Raw genomic sequence first — 17,106 nt, forward strand, 5'->3', positions numbered from 1 at the left:
CCGGCGGCGTCTTCAACAACAACGGCAAGGTCAAGCTCGACGAAAAGACCACCATCACCGACAACGACCCCACCAACTGCGGCGGCACCGTCAAGGACTGCTTCAACTGACCGACGGTCAGCGCAACGGATCCGCCCATAGATCTGGCCCCCTGCCACCGAGGTGGCAGGGGGCCAGATTCGTCGGATCAGCTCTGGACGAAGACCGCGACGCTGCGCGCCGGGACCGTGAACGTGCCGGTCGCCCCGTCGAAGGAGGCCGTCCGGAGCACCGGGTCGGCCGACGTACGCAGCACCGGGTGCAGCGCCACGTCCGCCCCGCGCAGGCCGGTCACCGTCTGCGTCGCCGCCGCCGGCGTGGCGTTGAAGACCACCGTGACGGACTTCCACGCCCCGCCCAGGCCCCGGGCATCCAGGGTCATGGTGAGCACCCCCGGGGTCTCCTGGGTGCCGGACAGCGGGAAGGCGACCCGCTGCTGCACCTGGTCGGCGGTGGTCAGCCCGAACACCGGGGACGACCGGCGGATCCGGAGCAGCTCGGCGTACCGGGCGTCGGCCAGGTCGATCGCCGCGCAGTCCGGGACCAGCTTCGGGTCGGCCAGCAGGGGCTTGGCGTACGGCCACTTGTCCCCGTTGTCCGCCGCCGGCGGGAGGCCCGCGCCGAACCCGTTGCCCTGGGCGCAGTCCCACCGGATCTGGTTGAACCAGTCACCGGAGTTGTACGAGTTGCGGTCCAGCGACTTGGAGCGCAGCCGCTCCGAGCCGGCCGTCACGAAGCCCGTCCCCTGCCCCATCACCACGGTGCTCAGGGCGAGCACCTGCATCCGGGCCCGGTCCGTGGCCGAGGTCCCCTGCGGCAGCTTGTACGCCAGCGCGTCGTACAGGATCTCGTTGTCGTGCGCGTCGACATACGTGACCGCCTCGCCCGGCGCGGCGGTGTAGCCGGCCGGTGAGCCGTTGTAGTCGACCTGGGCGCCGGTGACCTGCCGCCCGGACGAGTCGGTGAACCGGTAGCCGCGCAGGTTGCCGGCCAGGCCCACCTTGATCAGGTCATGCTGGTGCAGCAGCCGGGCCCGCTGCTCCGCCGCCGAGCCGTTGACGTCGTCACCGTTCGGGTCGGACCAGAGGCCGGAGGCGAAGCCCTGGATCCGCGGGTTGCCGTCGAACGGGCCGCCGCCGCGTACCCCGTCCCGGAGCCGGTCGTTGAAGGTGCCGATCCCGGTGCCCGCCATGTTGGTCTGGGTGGCCTGCACGAACCGGGCGTCGTTGGCGACCTCGCCGAAGTTCCAGCCCTCGCCGTACAGCAGGATCTTCTTCCCGTCCACGCCGTCCCTGGCCAGGGTGAGCTGGTCCAGCGCGGCGCGCACGGCCAGGATGTTCGCCTTCGGGTGGTGACCCATCAGGTCGAACCGGAAGCCGTCCACCTTGTACTGCTTGGCCCAGGTGACCAGGGAGTCCACCACGAGCTTGCCCATCATGGCGTGCTCGGGGGCGGTGTTGGCGCAGCAGGTCGAGTTCGCGACCGTACCGTCCTCCAGCAACCGCTGGTAGTAGCCCGGCACCACCTGGTCGAGCACCGACTTCGGGTCGGTACCGGCGGCCGAGGTGTGGTTGTAGACGACGTCCATCACCACCCGCAGGCCGGCCCGGTTGATCCCGGCGACCATCTGCCGGAACTCGGTGGTCCGCTGTGCCCCGACCGGGTGGACGGCGTAGCCGCCCTCCGGGACCGTGTAGTGCAGCGGGTCGTACCCCCAGTTGTAGCCGTCGGAGTCGGCGACGGCCGACACGCACTTCTGCTGCTCGTCCGAGTCCGGCGGCAGCGCCGCCAGGTCGCAGCCGGGCTGCCGCTGGTCGGCCCGCTTCTCGGGGATGGTGGCGAAGTCGAACGCCGGCAGCAGGTGCAGGTAGTTCACCCCGACCTCGGCGAGCCCGGCGAGGTGCTTCATGCCGGCGGTCTTCGGGTCGGTGAAGGCGAGGTAGGTGCCTCGCCGCTCGGCCGGCACGGTGGTGTCGGCGATGGAGAAGTCGCGGACCGACACCTCCTGGATCTGCGCCTTCGACGACGGGACCGCGGCCGGCTTGCGCAGCGTCGCCCAGCCGGCCGGGGCCAGCGCCGGGTCGGCCAGATCGACGAGCTGGCCGTGGGTCGAGTCCGGCGCGAGGGCCACCGAGTAGGGGTCGGTCACCGACGCCGTGACCAGCTTCTGCGCCGCCGGCTGCCAGGCCTCCACCCGGTAGCGGTAGTACTTCCCGGTCCAGTCCTTCGTCCCGCGCACCGACCAGACGCCGGTGCGGTCGTCGCGGCTCATCGACACCGTCTTCGGCTCGGCCGTCGGCGAGTCGAAGAGCTGCAACGCGACGGTGCGCGCGGTGGGCGCCCAGACGGCCAGGGTGGGCACCTTGCCGGTGAACGTCGGGCCGAGCTTCGCCTGCGTGGCGGGCCGGTAGACGTCGTCGAGCACGCCCGGGATCTGCACCCCGGTGGCGCCGAGCAGCTTGCCCTCGGCGTCCCGCTCGGTCACCACGAGCTGCCCGCGCAGCGCCGCCGGCACCTTGGCCAGGTCGGCCCGGTTCTGGCTGAAGGTGCGGTAGGACCACAGGTGCGGCCACGCCGCGCGCTGGGCCTCGGTGAGCCCGTTGCGCTCCGCCCGCAACGGCAGCGTGGTGTACGTCCCGGCCAGCTCGCCGTCGCTGATGCTCAGCCCACCGGCCGGGGCGGCGACCAGGGCGTACCGCTTGCCGTCGGTGGGCCCGGTCTGCCAGGCGACGGTGGACCGGTCGATCCACTGCGCCTTCTGCTTGGTGATGTCGAGGTCCTGGGCGACGCCCGTGGTGGTCGACGGGAGCAGCCGGCCCTTGATGCCGGCCAGCAGCCAGACCTCGCGCCCGGCGGCGGCGAAGTCGAGCCGCTGGTCCTCGGGCTGGTCCTTCTCGTCGCCGGAGTGCACGATGTAGCTCAGCCCGGTGGCCCCGGCGGCCAGGGGCACCCGGAACACCGCGCCGAAGGAGTCGATCTTCTCCGGCTTCAGCGGGTTGCCCCAGTCGGTCGGGGTGGCCGCGCCGTCCCAGAGGTGCAGGCCCCAGCCGTCGTAGTTGCCGTCCGCCTTGCGCCAGTGGATGACGGCGGTGCCCTGGTCGGCCGGCGGGTCGGGCTCGCCGGTGGCGGCCTGCCGGGTCGGGTACACCGTCGGGTCACCCTGCTTGACCCAGATCTCGCCGGTCTGCGTCACGTCGATGCTGCGGTCCTGGTCGACGTCCTTGGTCCCGTTCTTGTCGACCACGAGGAAGCCGACCGACCTGGCGCCCGGCTTCAGCTTGACCCAGGCGAACCGGCCGAAGGAGTCCTCACCGGCGAACGGCTGCCCCTTGGGCCATTCGGTCTGGTACGCCGGGTCGATGTCGCCCCAGGTGTACAGGCCCCAGTCGGCGTATCCGCCGGCCGGGCGCTGGTAGTGCACCACCGCCCAGTCCCGCGACGCGCTCTGTGCGGGGGTGCCGACGACGCCGGTGGTCCGGGTGCTGGCGAGGCGGCGCTTGCCGTCGCGGACCACGGCCTTGTACTCGACCTTCGTGCCTCCCGGCAGGCCGGTCAGGTCGTGGTGGACGGTGTACGGCGCCTTGTGCGCGCTGCCCAGCAGGGTCCACTTGCCGCCGGGCACCCGGGCGGCGAAGGTGACGGCCGCGAGGGGGTCGCCGGTGACCTGTGCGGTGACGGCGGCCCGGGTGGCGACCGGGGCGTCGCCGGGCTCGGTGACGGTGACCGCCGGGGCGGCCCCGGCCTGCGGGATCGCGCGGTCGGCCCGGAGCACCACGGCGGACATGGCCGGCACGGTGACACTCAGCTTGCCGTCGGCGCCGGCCGTCGCGGTGGCGGCACCGCCGTAGACGCCGGTGAAGGTGGCACCGGCCGACCAGGTGTCCACGGTGACAGTCTGCGCGCTCGCGGCGTTGTTCACCGCGACGACGTACTCGGTGCGGTCGGTGGGCAGGATCCGGGAGAAGGCGAAGACGCCGGGGCCGTCGGCGGCGTACCGGGTGACCTGGATGCCGTCCCGCAGCGCCGGGTGGGCCTGCCGCAGCCGGCCCAGCTCGGCGATGGTCCGGTACAGCGGGTGGCCGGTGTCGTACTGGTCGCCGGCGTGGGTACGGGTGGTGCCGATCAGGTCGTCGTCGAGGTAGTCCGGCACCTGGCTGGCGAACATGTCCTGCCGGGCGTCCTTGTCCCCGCCGGGGCCGGTGAAGCCCTGCTCGTCGCCGGAGTAGACGACGGGCTGGCCGCGGGTGAGGAACATCAGCTGGTGGGCGAGCTGGTCGCGGCGCAGTTGGCTGGCGTCGTCCCCGCCCGCGGCGGCGATGAAGGAACCGATCCGGCCCATGTCGTGGTTGCCGAGGAAGGTGGTCAGCCGGTTGGCGTCGGTGTCCCGGGCGGCGTAGAGGTCGTCCCGGGCGTACAGGTCGGCGAGCGCCTTGGCCGAGCCGCCGGCGGCGGTGTAGCCGCGTGCGGCCTCCTGGAAGGAGAAGTCCAGGGTGGCCGGCAGGCCGCCCTGGCGCACGTACGTCGACTCGATCTCCTGGTCGGCGCTGTAGACCTCGCCGAACATGAAGAAGTCCGGCTTGCCGGCCTTCTCCGCGGCCCGCTGGATGCCGCGGCTGAACTGCGGCCAGAAGTCGAGGTTGCTGTGCTTGACCGTGTCGAGGCGGAAGCCGTCGACGCCGGCGCGCGTGATCCACTGCGCGTAGATGTCGGTCATCCCCCGTACCACCTCGGGCCGCTCGGTCCAGAGGTCGTCGAGGCCGAAGAAGTCGCCGTACTCGCTGTTCTCGCCGGCGAAGGTGGAGTCGCCCCGGTTGTGGTACATGGTCGGGTCGTTCAGCCACGCCGGAACCTTGACCTTCGCGTCGGCCGCGCTGGCGAAGGTCGGGGTGTACGGGAAGGACTTCTCGTTGACCTGCGGGAAGTCCCGGGTGCCGTCGGCGTAGTTGCGGTCCTCGAAGGCCCGCCCCTGCGCGTCCCGGTACGGCGCGGTCTGCTTGTCGATGTAGCCGTACCTGTTCTCGGCGTACCTGATGACGTCCGCGGTGTGGTTGACGATGATGTCGAGGTAGACCTTGATGCCCCGCCGGTGGGCGAGCTCGACCAGCCTGGTCAGCTCCTCGTTCGTGCCGAAGTGCGGGTCGACCTGGGTGAAGTCGGTGATCCAGTAGCCGTGGTAGCCGGCGGAGACGTCCGCGCCGGTGCCCTGCACGGGCCGGTTCTTGAAGATCGGGGCCAGCCAGATGGCCGTGGTGCCCAGGCCCTGGATGTAGTCCAGCTTGTCGATGAGCCCCTTGAGGTCACCGCCGTGGTAGAAGCCCTTGTCCTTCGGGTCCAGGCCGGTGGTGAGCCGGTCGCCGGTCAGCCCGCCGGTGTCGTTGCGCTTGTCCCCGTTGGCGAAGCGGTCCGGCAGGACGAAGTAGAACTGCTCGGCCCGGGCGCTGTTGCTGCCGGCCTTGAGCAGCGCCTCGGCGGACGGTTCCTGGCTCCACTGCGGGGCGTTGGCGGCGGCGAGGACGTCGGGGACGGCAGCGCGGTCGCTGCCGTCGGCGCTCAGCTGGTGAACGGCGACCGGCACGCCGACGAGCGTGAGCACGAGGGAGGAGACCAAGGCGAGCAGCGCCTTGGGGGATATCGGCGGGGGTTTCATCGACGGCCTTTCTCTGGTCGCTGATTCGCCCGCACGCTAGCCCTTGCCGAAACGTTCTGCAATACCTTGCAAACCAAGTCGCAACAAGGCAGCCGTCTTGCGAAACGTGCCCGTTCCCACGATCGGCGTGCCGGGCGGAGGACGCGGCCACGATCGACGGTGCCGTGGCGAGCGGGCTCAGAAGTCGGCGCAGCGCGCGCCGTTGACGGTGCAGCCGGTCGGCCGGGTCGTGGCGGCCGGCTCCATCCGGAACCGCAGCGGCACCGACCCGCCGGCTCCGGCGGCGGGACCGCCGCGACCGGCGGCACCGGCCGGTCGGGCAGATCCGTCTACTGCGGACCGAGGTCAGCGCGACGACCAGCAGCACCACCATGACGATCACGCCGATCGCGACGACGATCCAGGGCGAGGAGGTGATGGCGGCCCTGGGGGGGCGGGTTCAGCCGATGGTGCAGTCCGCGCCGTTGACCGTGCACCGTTCCGGCCGGTCACCGGTGCCCGTCCGGGTGAACTCCAGTCGCACGGTGACGCTCTGCCCCGGCTCCAGCGCCCCGGTGCCGGTCAGTACGAACACCCCGCCGCCGCGGGAACTGGCCGAGACCCCGGAGGCGGACGAGGCCCGCACGCTCTTCACGTTGCCGGCGAAGGACAACTTCACCGTCCAGTCCTGACCCGCTCCGGACCCGTTCGCGACGGTCAGCCGGGCGGAGAACCCCCGCCGATCGCTGCCGGTGGCCTCGTACCGGGCGGTGACCGCGCCATCGGCCACGAGCGGCGCGGGCTCGGCCAGCTCCGGCGCGGCCCGCGAGGGGCTGACGGGCCGGGTCGGGCCGGCCGGCCGCGACGGGCTGGGCGACGCCGTCGGCGCGGCGGTGGGTTCGGCGGTGACCAGCGGCGCGGCCGGGTCGTCCGGCGTGGCGGAGGGGCTCTCCACGCCCTGCGTTGGCAGGTAGATCGGCGGCGCAGCGGCCGCCGGGACCACCCGGCGCTCCGGGCCCCGCGCCGCGAGCAGTGCGATCACGAGCAGGGTGGCGAGCAGGCCGACGCCGAGCAGCACCACGATCCACGGTACCGACATCAGCAGCCTGGGCGCCGACGGCCCGTCGGACGGTTGGCCACGTCCGGCGTTCATCACGTCCCCCCTCGCCGAAGCCGAGCGCCAGCGTAGCCAGCCGTGAGCGGCGGGTGGCAGCGGGCCGCCAGGTTTCGCCCGTCCGGGCACCGGGACGTGGAGAACGGATGACCACCGCCCGGCGATCGGCCCGCCACCACGAGGCGTACGCACCGGAGCGCACCGCAGGTCGGCCAGGCCGTCCGGACCCATCGATGGAAGACCGGTCGGCTCGGCCCGGTCCTACGTCGAGGTTTCCGCCGGCCGTCCATCATGGACCGCTTCACCGAGCCGCATCACGCGGCGACGCGCCACCGCCCCGACCGGCTGGCCCGCTGCCCGGCAACCGCGGCGGCGGGCCCTCGGCGGCTGAGCCGCGGGCGGCACCCCCGCCGGCGCGGTGTCAGGCGGTACGGATGACGGTGCAGATGGCCGGCCCGTCGTCGGTGGCCCGCAGCAGGTAGCGGTAGCGCTCACCGGGCACCGCCCGCCCCCGGCTGTCCAGGAACTCCCACCGCACCGCCACCTCGGTGAGCAGCGCGGAGACCTGCTGCACGTCCTCGATCTGGGCATTGGCCGCGACCAGTTCCCGCTCCCGGTAGTCGGCGGCCGCGCCGACGAAGCTGAGGGCCACCGCGGCCGGGGAGGTGAACGAGAAGCTGTACGTGTCGGCGACCACCAGCCCGGGCAGCGCGTAGCAGCCGGCGATGGCGGACAGGTCGCCGGTGGTCAGCGCCACGCCGTACCGGTCGAAGAAGTCGGTCAGCGCGGCGAGATGCGTGGATGCCGTCACGGGGCTCTCCATTACCGCGCGGCGGCTCCGGCAAACCTGGTCAGCGCGGCGGGATGCGTACCTCGATCTCGGCGCCGAGCTGCGCGCCTCCGGTCAGATCGAGGTCGTCGCCGCTCCAGAACCGACCCGGGTCGTACCAGTTGGGCCGGCGACCGGCGGGCAGCAGCCCCATCGCCTCGTAGGTAACCGCCACCACCTCGGCGCAGTACGCGGTCTCCAGCGCCCGGTCGCGCACCGGCACACCCCCACCCTCCGGTGTGGACGGCCGGCGACGACGCAGGTCGGGCACCCGACCCCGCGCCCACCGCCAGGCGAGCTGGGCGGTGGACGGGAACGGAGTGCCGTCGAGACGCGCCACGGTGCGCAGCACCGCCTCCTCCATCGCGGTATCGGCCGGCGGTTCGAGCTGGCGCAGCCAGGCCCGCTGGCCGTACCGGTTGGCCCAGACGCAGACCGCGTCCCGCAGGTCGTGCAGCTGCACGCCGCGCTGGTGGGTGCCGGTCCACCGGTCCGGCAGCGAACGGCCCAGCTCGGCGTGCCACATCAGCGGCGGCAGGTCGTCCAGGACCACCGCCATGCCCACGTGGTTGACCGGGCTGTTGGTGGTGAACTGGATGGCGCGGTCCGGCACGCTGCGCCCGCGGAACACCCACACGTCCCCGGTCCGGGTCAGCTCCACCGCCTCATCGAGGCTGATGCTCATAACGGACTACCCTAGGCCGATGCGGCAACGAATACAGTGGTGGAAGCTGCTCGGACTGGCCGGCCTCGCCGGCGTCGCGGCGACCGGCGTGGTCGTGGCCCGGGCGGAACGACGGCGCCGGGCGTACACCCCGGAGGAGATCCGGGACCGGCTGCGCGAGCGGCACGCGCAGGCGACGCGGCCATCCTCCTGATTGGCCCGCCGGCTCACTGGTCCGCGCGGCGCACCGCTTCGTCCAGCGCCTCTGGGGTACGACCGACCAGTGCGCTGCCGTCCTCCAGCAGCAGGATCGGGCGCTGGATCAACTCCGGGTGCGCGACCATCGCGGCGATCCAGCGCGGCTCGGCGTCGTCGTCGCGGGGCCAGTCGGCCATTCCGAGGGCCGCCGCGGCCGGCTCGCCGGTGCGGCAGATGTCCCAGGCCCGGGCGTCCAGCCGGCGCAGCACCTCGGTCAACTCCCCCACGCTCGGCGGCTCCGCCAGGTACGCCCGCAGCCGGTAGGGCACCCGCGCCTCGTCGAGGGTGGCCCGGGCGGTGGCGCACTTCGAGCAGGACGGGTTGTGCCAGATCTCCATGACCCGACATGATGGCACGCCGCCAACCGGCATCCACGGTGACCGACGTCCGGCCGCATCCCGATCAAGATCCGCCCTATTCCACTGAGTGCCGTGCGTGTACCAGCGGGCCGGCATCGACGTCCGCCCAGCTTCCGAGGACGCCGTCTTGCCCGCGCTCACCGGCGGTGTCCCCGTCCTCGCTTTGCTCTGCAGCCAGATACGCAGCTGTCACGGTCTGTGAGTGTTGCGTATGTGGCTGCAGAGCAAAGCAGGGTGCGGATGGGTCTGGTCCACGGCGGGATGTGACGGTGGGTGAGGGTCGACCCGTGCGGGTGGCCCTCGACTGTTTCGTGCCGGAGGTCCGTCGACACCCGTTCGGTCCGCCGTGCGCGGGATGGGCTGTCTGGTGGGGTCTGGCTGGGCGTGGTGTGTCCGGTTCAGGCCTGGCTGTCCGGTGGCGGGGGTGGCCCGGTGGAATCAGGCCCGGGCCGGGGGCGTTGAACATGGCTGACCGCGCCGGATCTGCGACCCGATGGTGGCCCCGGCTGCGGCGGAATGATCGGCCCCCGGCCGTCGTTACATCCCCGGGCCGCGCAGCAGGCCGCGAGGCCTCGGCCAGGTCCCCCGGAACGCCGGGTGGAATGATCCCCGACCCCCGGTCGTTACACCCGGAACGCCCCGCGCAGGCCCCCAGGGCCGCCGGGCAGATTTCTGACTTTCCCTTTCACGCGGCGCCCGCGCATCCCCCTTCGCGTGTGTGTGCCGTTCCCCCGAACTGAAAGGTTCTGATCATCATGCGTACCCACACCATCCTGCGTAAGACCCTGCTGACCACTGCCGGCATCGCCGCCACCGCCGGTGGCATCGCCGGACCCGCCATCGCCGCCCACGCCGCCCCCGCCGAGAAGGCCGCCCAGGCGCAGGCCAGCAAGAACGGTGAGCGGGAACTGAACGTGCGCTACGAGGCCCAGCCGAACTTCTACTACTGCGGCCCCGCCGCCACCCGCAACGCCCTCTCCGTCCAGGGTAAGAACATCAACATCGACGCCATGGCCAAGGAAATGGGCACCACCGAGAACGGCACCAACAGCATCAACGACATCACCCCCGTCCTGAACAAGGAAACCGGCAACAACAACGCCTACCACTCGGTCGAGATCAAGGACACCAAGGCCGACGACAAGCAGACCGACACCCTACGCGCCGACATCGTCCGCACCATCGACAACGGCCGCGCCGTGGTCGCCAACATCGCCGGCACCACCACCGACACCGACGGCAACACCCACTCCTTCGAAGGCGGCCACTACATCAGCGTCGTCGGCTACCACGACAACGGGAAGACCGTGACGATCGCCGACTCGGCCAACCCGAACACCGCCTCCTACCGGATCAGCGTCGACAACCTCGCCGACTGGATCGCCACCCGCGGCTACTCGACCTCCTGACACACCAGACAACCCGAAGGGCCGGCCCCCCCACCAGGGGCCGGCCCTTCGGCACACCCAGAAACGGCCGACCCCCAACAACGGGGCCGGCCGTTCGGCGTCTCCGGGTCAGCGGTCGCTGCCGGCGCGTACCGGCGCGGCCTCGGCGGCCGGCTCCGCCGACTGCAGCCGGTGAGCCCGGCGCCGCAGCCACCAGGTGCTTGCCACGCCGGCGAGCACGGCAAGCGCCAGGCCCGCCCAGGAGATGTCCTTGAGCCAGTGCTCGGCCGCCCGGCCCACGGTGAACAGCAGGTACGTGGTGCCGAACGCCCAGACCAGACCGCCGGCCGCGTTGGCCAGCAGGAACCGGCGGTACGGCACGTGCAGCGCGCCGGCCAGCGGGCCGGCGAGGATCCGCAGCAGCGCCACGAACCGGCCGAAGAAGACCGCCCAGACGCCGTGCCGGGCGAAGCTCTGCTCGGCGCGGGCGAGGTGCGCCGGGCCGAGATGGCGGGGGAAGCGCCGGCCCAGCCGTTCGAGCAGGGGACGGCCACCGCGCCGGCCCACCGCGTACCCGACGGAGTCCCCGACGATGGCGCCGGCCGCGGCGGCGGTGGCCACCCAGTGCGGCTCCACCACCCCGGTGGCGGCGAGCAGGGCGGAGCTGACCAGCACGATCTCGCCGGGCAGCGGAACGCCCATGCTCTCGACGCCGATCACTCCGGCGACGATCAGGTAGACCACGCCCGGGGGAAGCGCGGACAGCCAGTGTTGTACGTCGAGCACCCGCCACCCCTTCCGGTCCGGCTCGAACCCTACCCCCGGGTGCCAGGTGCCGGCGGTCCGCTCAGCCGGCCACCACCCGGCCGGGCCACCCGGCCCGACGCCGCAGTGCACCGCTCGTCGGTGACGTGCCATGGAGGTCTCCGGACCGCTGTGACAACCATGACGTTCCACCGACCCGTGTCCGCTCCGGCAGGGTGGTCGGCGGGGGCGGTGCGGGGGTGTCAGGCGGCGGGGGCGAGGAACTCCAGGCGGTTGCCGTGCGGGTCGTGGGTGTGGAACCGGCGCATGCCGGGGATCTCCTCGTCGCCCCGCAACACGGGGTGGCCGGCGGCGACCAGCCGGGCGGCGAGCGCGTCGAGGTCGGGGCGGAGCAGGGCCGGGTGCGCCTTGCGGGCGGGCCGGAAGTCGTCCTCGACGCCGAGGTGCAGCTCCGCGCCGTACCCGGTGAACCAGCAACCACCGCGGGCGGCGAGGACCGGCGGCTTGGCCTTCTCGACGAGGCCGAGCAGGCCGACGTAGAAGGCCCGGGACGTCTCCTCGGAGCCCCGTGGGCAGGCGAGCAGGACGTGATGGATCATCATGGCACCTCCTCGTCCCGAACCCCTGGCACGAGGTTGCGCGAATAGCAAGACGGACGTACGGTTTTGTTGAGCGCGGGCGCAGGTAAGTGTCGCCTAACCACGGCAACACCTGGGCCGGTGCGACAGACTGCTCAGGACTACTCACAGTCGCTGGTGTGAAGGAGTACGACGTGGCGAGCCTCGACACCTTCGGTGCGAAGACCCAGCTACGCGTCGGAGACGCGAGCTACGAGATTTTCAAGATCGGCAAGGTGGAGGGCCACGACCGGCTGCCCTACAGCTTGAAGATCCTGCTGGAGAACCTGCTGCGGACCGAGGACGGCGCGAACATCACCGCCGACCACATCCGGCAGCTCGGCGCCTGGGACCCCACCGCCGACCCGAGCGTGGAGATCCAGTTCACCCCGGCCCGGGTGCTGATGCAGGACTTCACGGGCGTGCCCTGCGTCGTGGACCTGGCCACCATGCGGGAGGCCGTCCGCGACCTCGGCGGCGACGCCACCAAGGTGAACCCGCTCGCCCCGGCCGAGCTGGTCATCGACCACTCCGTCATCGCCGACCTGTTCGGCCGCGAGGACGCCTTCCAGCGCAACGTCGAGCTGGAGTACGAGCGCAACAAGGAGCGCTACCAGTTCCTGCGCTGGGGCCAGACCGCGTTCAACGAGTTCAAGGTCGTCCCGCCGGGCACCGGCATCGTGCACCAGGTCAACATCGAGTACCTGGCCCGTACGGTCATGGAGCGCAACGGCCAGGCGTACCCGGACACGGTCGTCGGCACCGACTCGCACACCACCATGGTCAACGGCCTGGGCGTGCTGGGCTGGGGCGTCGGCGGCATCGAGGCCGAGGCGGCGATGCTCGGCCAGCCGGTCAGCATGCTGATCCCGCGGGTCGTCGGCTTCAAGCTCGCAGGCTCGATGCCGGCCGGCACCACCGCCACCGACCTGGTGCTCACCATCACCGAGATGCTGCGCAAGCACGGCGTGGTCGGCAAGTTCGTCGAGTTCTACGGCCCCGGTGTGAGCGCGGTGCCGCTGGCCAACCGGGCCACCATCGGCAACATGTCCCCGGAGTACGGCTCCACCGTGGCGATCTTCCCGATCGACGCCGAGACCGTCCGCTACCTGGAGCTGACCGGCCGCGACCCGCAGCAGGTCGCACTCGTCGAGGCGTACGCCAAGGAGCAGGGCCTCTGGCACGACCCGGCCCGCGAGCCGGAGTACTCGGAGCGCCTGGAGCTGGACCTCGGCACCATCGAGCCGTCCCTGGCCGGCCCCCGGCGCCCGCAGGACCGGGTGCCGCTGGGCAGCGCCAAGACGCTGTTCCGCTCCGCGCTGACCGACTACGTGGCCGAGGAGGCCGCCGGCGTGGCGAAGGAGCTCAGGCCGGGCGTGGCACGCGAGCAGCTGCCCCGCGGCGCCGCCGGCCCGGCCGACGAGGCCAGCGCCGAGTCGTTCCCGGCCAGCGACCCGCCGGCCAACGAGTTCAGCGACCCGGCCGACGAGCCGCGCGACCTGGAGACCGCCGCGGCGGGTGCCGGCGGCCGTGCCACCAACCCGATCCGGGTCACCGGCACCGACGGCGCCGAGTACGAGCTGGACCACGGCGCCGTGGTGATCGCCGCGATCACCTCCTGCACCAACACCTCCAACCCGCAGGTCATGATCGGCGCCGCGCTGCTGGCTCGCAACGCGGTGGAGAAGGGCCTGTCCCGCAAGCCGTGGGTGAAGACCACCCTGGCACCGGGCTCCAAGGTCGTCATGGACTACTACGACCGGGCCGGCCTCACCCCCTACCTGGAGAAGCTCGGCTTCAACCTGGTCGGCTACGGCTGCACCACGTGCATCGGCAACTCCGGCCCGCTGCCGGAGGAGGTCTCCGCCGCGGTCAACGAGGGTGACCTGGCCGTCGTCTCGGTGCTGTCCGGCAACCGGAACTTCGAGGGCCGGATCAACCCGGACGTCAAGATGAACTACCTGGCGTCCCCGCCGCTGGTGGTCGCGTACGCGCTCGCCGGCACGATGGACATCGACCTGGCCAACGAGCCGATCGGCGAGGACAGCCAGGGCAACCCGGTGTTCCTGCGGGACATCTGGCCGAACAGCGCCGAGATCCAGGACGTCATCGCCTCGGCGATCGGCGCCACCGGCTTCAGCTCCGCGTACGCCGACGTCTTCGCCGGCGACGAGCGCTGGCAGTCGCTGCCCACCCCGACCGGCGACACCTTCTCCTGGGCCGGTGACTCCACCTACGTCCGCAAGCCCCCGTACTTCGTGGGCATGGCGAAGGACCCGAAGCCGGTGCAGGACGTCGCGGGCGCTCGGGTGCTGGCCAAGCTGGGCGACTCGGTGACCACCGACCACATCTCCCCGGCCGGTTCGATCAAGGCGGACTCCCCCGCCGGCAAGTACCTGGCCGAGCACGGCGTCGCCCGGCACGAGTTCAACTCGTACGGTTCCCGCCGGGGCAACCACGAGGTGATGATCCGGGGCACCTTCGCCAACATCCGGCTGCGCAACCAGCTCGTCCCCGGCGTGGAGGGCGGGTTCACGGTCAACCACCTGACCGGCGAGCAGACGTCGATCTACGACGCCGCGATGGCCTACCAGGAGGCGGGCGTCCCGCTGGTCATCCTGGCCGGCAAGGAGTACGGCTCCGGCTCGTCCCGCGACTGGGCGGCCAAGGGCACCATGCTGCTCGGGGTCAGGGCGGTCATCGCCGAGTCGTACGAGCGGATCCACCGCTCGAACCTGATCGGCATGGGGGTGCTGCCGCTGCAGTTCCCCGTCGACACCACCGCCGAGTCGCTGGGGCTCACCGGCACGGAGACCTTCTCCATCGCCGGCGTGACCGCGCTGAACGGCGGCGAGACCCCGCGTACGGTGAAGGTCACCACCGACACCGGCGTGGAGTTCGACGCCGTGGTCCGGATCGACACCCCCGGTGAGGCGGACTACTACCGGCACGGCGGCATCCTGCAGTACGTGCTGCGTCGCATGATCGCCAGCTGACGACGTACCCCGGAACGGGCCCCTTCCCGCACGTGCGGGGAGGGGCCCGTCGGCGTCGTACGGGGACTCGTCAGTCGGCTGCGGTCCGGCCGGTCATCGCGCCGGGCTCTCCCCGGTGGCCGGTTCCCGGGTCGGCGTGGCGACGAACCGGCCCACCCGGGTGACCAGCATCGCCATCTCGTACGCGATCAGGCCGACGTCGGCGTCCTCGGCGGCCAGCACGGCCAGGCAGGCGTTGCGCCCGGCCGCCGTGACGAAAAGGAACGACGACTGCATCTCGATGATCGTCTGCTGCACCTGGCCGCCGCCGAAGCGCTTGCCCGCGCCCCGGGCCAGGCTCTGGATGCCGGCCGCCATCGCCGCCAGGTGCTCGCCGTCGTCCCGGCTCAGCCCCCGGGAGGCGGCCATCAACAGGCCGTCGGTGGAGAGCGCCACGGCATGTTCCGCCTGCTTGACCCGGCCGACCAGGTCATCCAGCAGCCACGTCAGATCCGCGCTCGAAGCCGTCTGCTGCCCCACTCGTCGTCCTCTTTCCCCTGCTGGTGTGCCGTGCTCGTCTGGGATGCGCCGGTTCGGCGTCCTCGTCAGGTCGCCTGCTCGTGCGCGATGCCCGGCCGACGGCCCACCGCGCCGGTCTCGGTCTGGCGGGCGACCGTCACCGGCGCGTCCACCGTGCTCCGTCCCGTGCGGACGGCCGGCGACAGCCGCGCCGGCAGTCGCTCCCGGTCACCCGCCGGCAGTCCGGACACGCTAGGCCGCGGTCCCGCCGGCGCCTGCGTCACGTTCACCGCGTCGTCCCCGGATGCCCGGACGCCGAGCAGGTCGACGCCGTCTCAGCCGGGCCGGGGCAGGCCCGAGGCGCGGCCGGCGACACGAGCAGGGCGAACAACCTGGTAAGGAGACTCCTACTACGGGAACCCATCACACCATCCTGGCGGGCCATTCGGTCACGTGCCCGATGGCGTACATCGACCCATCCGATCGACACCGGCGCACGCTAGCAGCGTCCGGACCTTCACTCAAGCGAACCTGATCATGGCGCTGGGAGCCGGCTCGGCGGCGCGCAGCGAGGAGAACCCGGGCGCGGCACCGCCCCCTGTGCCAAGCTTCGGGGCATGGACGACAAGACCATCCTGAACCGGATCTCCGAACTCGTCGACGAGGAGCACCGGCTGCGCGCGGCCGCGCAGGAGAACGAGGCCGGCACCGACGACACGGCCCGGGAGCGGCTGCGGGCCCTGGAGGAGTCCCTCGACCAGTGCTGGGACCTGCTGCGCCGCCGCCGGGCGGCCCGCCAGGCGCACGGTGACCCGGAGGCCCAGGGCGCACGCCCGGTCCCGGAGGTCGAGCGCTACCTCCAGTGACCGGCGGTCCCGGCGGCGCCTGGCGGTGGCAGCGCCGGCGGCCGGACCGACGGACCACGCACCGGCGTCCCGGGCGGGACAGCACCCGCCCGGGACGCGGCGCGCTCAGCGGATCCCCGCCTCCCGCAGCAGCAACTCGGTCAACTCGACCGGATCGGTGTCCGCGGCGGGCAGGCCCCGGGCGGTGAACCAGGTGCCGACCACCCGGACGTCCCGGGCCAGGAACTCCGGCCCCTGCGGGTTGGCCACCACGTCGACCACCTGCGGCAGGTCGATCATGACCAGCCGGCCCCGGTGCACCAGCAGGTTGTACGGGGACAGGTCGCCGTGCGCGCAGCCGGCCCGGGCCAGCACGACCAGGGCGTCGACCAGTTGCTCCCACAGGTCGCGCAGCTCGGCGCCCTCGGCACGGAGCTGGGCCAGCCGCGGCGCGGCCTGCCCCTCCTCGGCGTCCCCGACGAACTCCAGCATCAGTTCGGTGCCCAGCAGCTGGACCGGGTACGGCACGGCGATCCGCCCGGAGGCGGCGCCGATCTCCCAGAGCCGGGCCAGGGCGGCGAACTCGGCCGCCGCCCACTGCCCGGCGATCATCTGCCGGCCGAACGCGGTCCGCCCGGCCATCGCCCGGTTCTCCCGGGACCGCCGGACCCGGCGCCCCTCCAGATAGCCGGCATCGCGGTGGAAGAGCCGGTGCTGGGCGTCCCGGTAGCGCTTGGCCGCCAGCAGGCAGGAGCGGTCGGTGCCCGGCACGGCACGGCGGACCAGATGGACGTCCGCCTCCTTGCCGGTCTTCAGCACGCCGAGTTCGGTGTCCTTCGCGGCCAGCTCGGTGACCAGCCACGCGGGATGCGGCTCGGGCCCGTGCACGGCCTCGTCCCAGGAGGACCAGCGATCCTCGGGGTCGGGCTCGTCCTCGGGTTCGGCGAGGGCCGGCTCGGCGTGCCGGCCCCGCTTCAGGAAGTACGGTTCGTCGTCGTCGAAGCGGCTCTTGCCGCGGCCACGGCGCTGCGGCGCCGGGAAGTCGTTATCACGCACGGGTGGGTTGATCCTTCGATCGAGGCTGGTGGAGGCAGGTGGGACGACCCTG

The 17,106-nt window shown here is 72.2% G+C and carries 14 protein-coding genes; 4 read left to right on the forward strand and 10 right to left on the reverse strand.

The features are described from left to right. Nucleotides 1–187 precede the first annotated feature (187 nt). The 4 genes from pulA to ACFYM6_RS22425 form a co-directional block, all read right to left on the reverse strand. On the reverse strand, nucleotides 188–5,686 hold the full coding sequence (pulA, locus tag ACFYM6_RS22410; protein WP_387278303.1) for a pullulanase-type alpha-1,6-glucosidase: 5,499 nt from the start codon (nucleotides 5,684–5,686) through the stop codon (nucleotides 188–190). Nucleotides 5,687–6,125: 439 nt separating this feature from the next. Further along, nucleotides 6,126–6,764, reverse strand: a complete 639-nt coding sequence (locus tag ACFYM6_RS22415; RefSeq protein WP_387278305.1) for a cellulose binding domain-containing protein — start codon at nucleotides 6,762–6,764, stop codon at nucleotides 6,126–6,128. Between the two features lie 436 nt (nucleotides 6,765–7,200). Next, nucleotides 7,201–7,590 (reverse strand): hypothetical protein, encoded by a 390-nt coding sequence (locus ACFYM6_RS22420; RefSeq protein ID WP_357441992.1) that lies wholly within the window; start codon nucleotides 7,588–7,590, stop codon nucleotides 7,201–7,203. A gap of 40 nt (nucleotides 7,591–7,630) precedes the next feature. Further along, a complete protein-coding gene (locus ACFYM6_RS22425) occupies nucleotides 7,631–8,293 on the reverse strand; it encodes a hypothetical protein (protein WP_387278306.1) in 663 nt (220 codons plus the stop codon). Between the two features lie 19 nt (nucleotides 8,294–8,312). Here ACFYM6_RS22425 and ACFYM6_RS22430 point away from each other — a divergent pair, with 19 nt between their 5' ends. Further along, nucleotides 8,313–8,486, forward strand: a complete 174-nt coding sequence (locus tag ACFYM6_RS22430) for a hypothetical protein (protein ID WP_387278308.1) — start codon at nucleotides 8,313–8,315, stop codon at nucleotides 8,484–8,486. Nucleotides 8,487–8,499: 13 nt separating this feature from the next. Here the strand turns inward: ACFYM6_RS22430 and ACFYM6_RS22435 are convergent, their stop codons facing one another. Next, entirely contained in the window at nucleotides 8,500–8,868 is a 369-nt protein-coding gene (locus ACFYM6_RS22435; protein WP_387278311.1) for an ArsC/Spx/MgsR family protein, read from the reverse strand. Between the two features lie 776 nt (nucleotides 8,869–9,644). Between ACFYM6_RS22435 and ACFYM6_RS22440 the strand changes: the two genes are divergently transcribed. Beyond that, nucleotides 9,645–10,298, forward strand: coding sequence for a C39 family peptidase (locus tag ACFYM6_RS22440; RefSeq protein WP_387278313.1), 654 nt, complete (start codon nucleotides 9,645–9,647; stop codon nucleotides 10,296–10,298). A gap of 108 nt (nucleotides 10,299–10,406) precedes the next feature. On the opposite strand, the gene ACFYM6_RS22445 is transcribed toward ACFYM6_RS22440, so the two are convergent. Together ACFYM6_RS22445 and ACFYM6_RS22450 are read right to left on the reverse strand one after the other, a co-directional pair. Continuing rightward, complete coding sequence (locus ACFYM6_RS22445; RefSeq protein ID WP_387278315.1) at nucleotides 10,407–11,195, reverse strand: DedA family protein; 789 nt, start codon at nucleotides 11,193–11,195, stop codon at nucleotides 10,407–10,409. Between the two features lie 89 nt (nucleotides 11,196–11,284). Next, nucleotides 11,285–11,641: a VOC family protein gene (locus ACFYM6_RS22450; protein WP_387278415.1), complete on the reverse strand. Its 357-nt coding sequence runs from the start codon at nucleotides 11,639–11,641 to the stop codon at nucleotides 11,285–11,287. Nucleotides 11,642–11,799: 158 nt separating this feature from the next. Between ACFYM6_RS22450 and ACFYM6_RS22455 the strand changes: the two genes are divergently transcribed. Continuing rightward, a complete protein-coding gene (locus ACFYM6_RS22455) occupies nucleotides 11,800–14,655 on the forward strand; it encodes an aconitate hydratase (RefSeq protein ID WP_387278317.1) in 2,856 nt (951 codons plus the stop codon). Between the two features lie 93 nt (nucleotides 14,656–14,748). Here the strand turns inward: ACFYM6_RS22455 and ACFYM6_RS22460 are convergent, their stop codons facing one another. Together ACFYM6_RS22460 and ACFYM6_RS22465 are read right to left on the reverse strand one after the other, a co-directional pair. Beyond that, a complete protein-coding gene (locus tag ACFYM6_RS22460) occupies nucleotides 14,749–15,174 on the reverse strand; it encodes a roadblock/LC7 domain-containing protein (RefSeq protein ID WP_357445401.1) in 426 nt (141 codons plus the stop codon). A 65-nt stretch (nucleotides 15,175–15,239) separates the two neighbouring features. After that, nucleotides 15,240–15,404, reverse strand: coding sequence for a hypothetical protein (locus tag ACFYM6_RS22465; protein WP_387278319.1), 165 nt, complete (start codon nucleotides 15,402–15,404; stop codon nucleotides 15,240–15,242). Nucleotides 15,405–15,770: 366 nt separating this feature from the next. Between ACFYM6_RS22465 and ACFYM6_RS22470 the strand changes: the two genes are divergently transcribed. Beyond that, entirely contained in the window at nucleotides 15,771–16,019 is a 249-nt protein-coding gene (locus ACFYM6_RS22470; RefSeq protein WP_387278321.1) for a DUF2630 family protein, read from the forward strand. Nucleotides 16,020–16,124: 105 nt separating this feature from the next. Here ACFYM6_RS22470 and ACFYM6_RS22475 read toward each other — a convergent pair whose 3' ends face one another. Then, complete coding sequence (locus tag ACFYM6_RS22475; protein WP_387278323.1) at nucleotides 16,125–17,054, reverse strand: RIO1 family regulatory kinase/ATPase; 930 nt, start codon at nucleotides 17,052–17,054, stop codon at nucleotides 16,125–16,127. Nucleotides 17,055–17,106: the final 52 nt, after the last annotated feature.

It is taken from the genome of Micromonospora sp. NPDC006431 (genome assembly GCF_042870725.1).
Lineage (GTDB): Bacteria > Actinomycetota > Actinomycetes > Mycobacteriales > Micromonosporaceae > Micromonospora.

Bases quoted from the DNA above. Each gene is read 5' to 3' on its own strand.
- pulA (WP_387278303.1), bottom strand. From the start codon at position 5,686: ATGAAACCCCCGCCGATATCCCCCAAGGCGCTGCTCGCCTTGGTCTCC.
- ACFYM6_RS22430 (WP_387278308.1), top strand. From the start codon at position 8,313: ATGCGGCAACGAATACAGTGGTGGAAGCTGCTCGGACTGGCCGGCCTC.
- ACFYM6_RS22435 (WP_387278311.1), bottom strand. From the start codon at position 8,868: ATGGAGATCTGGCACAACCCGTCCTGCTCGAAGTGCGCCACCGCCCGG.
- ACFYM6_RS22440 (WP_387278313.1), top strand. From the start codon at position 9,645: ATGCGTACCCACACCATCCTGCGTAAGACCCTGCTGACCACTGCCGGC.
- ACFYM6_RS22450 (WP_387278415.1), bottom strand. From the start codon at position 11,641: ATGATCCATCACGTCCTGCTCGCCTGCCCACGGGGCTCCGAGGAGACG.
- ACFYM6_RS22470 (WP_387278321.1), top strand. From the start codon at position 15,771: ATGGACGACAAGACCATCCTGAACCGGATCTCCGAACTCGTCGACGAG.
- ACFYM6_RS22445 (WP_387278315.1), bottom strand. From the start codon at position 11,195: ATGGCACGTCACCGACGAGCGGTGCACTGCGGCGTCGGGCCGGGTGGC.
- ACFYM6_RS22415 (WP_387278305.1), bottom strand. From the start codon at position 6,764: ATGTCGGTACCGTGGATCGTGGTGCTGCTCGGCGTCGGCCTGCTCGCC.
- ACFYM6_RS22425 (WP_387278306.1), bottom strand. From the start codon at position 8,293: ATGAGCATCAGCCTCGATGAGGCGGTGGAGCTGACCCGGACCGGGGAC.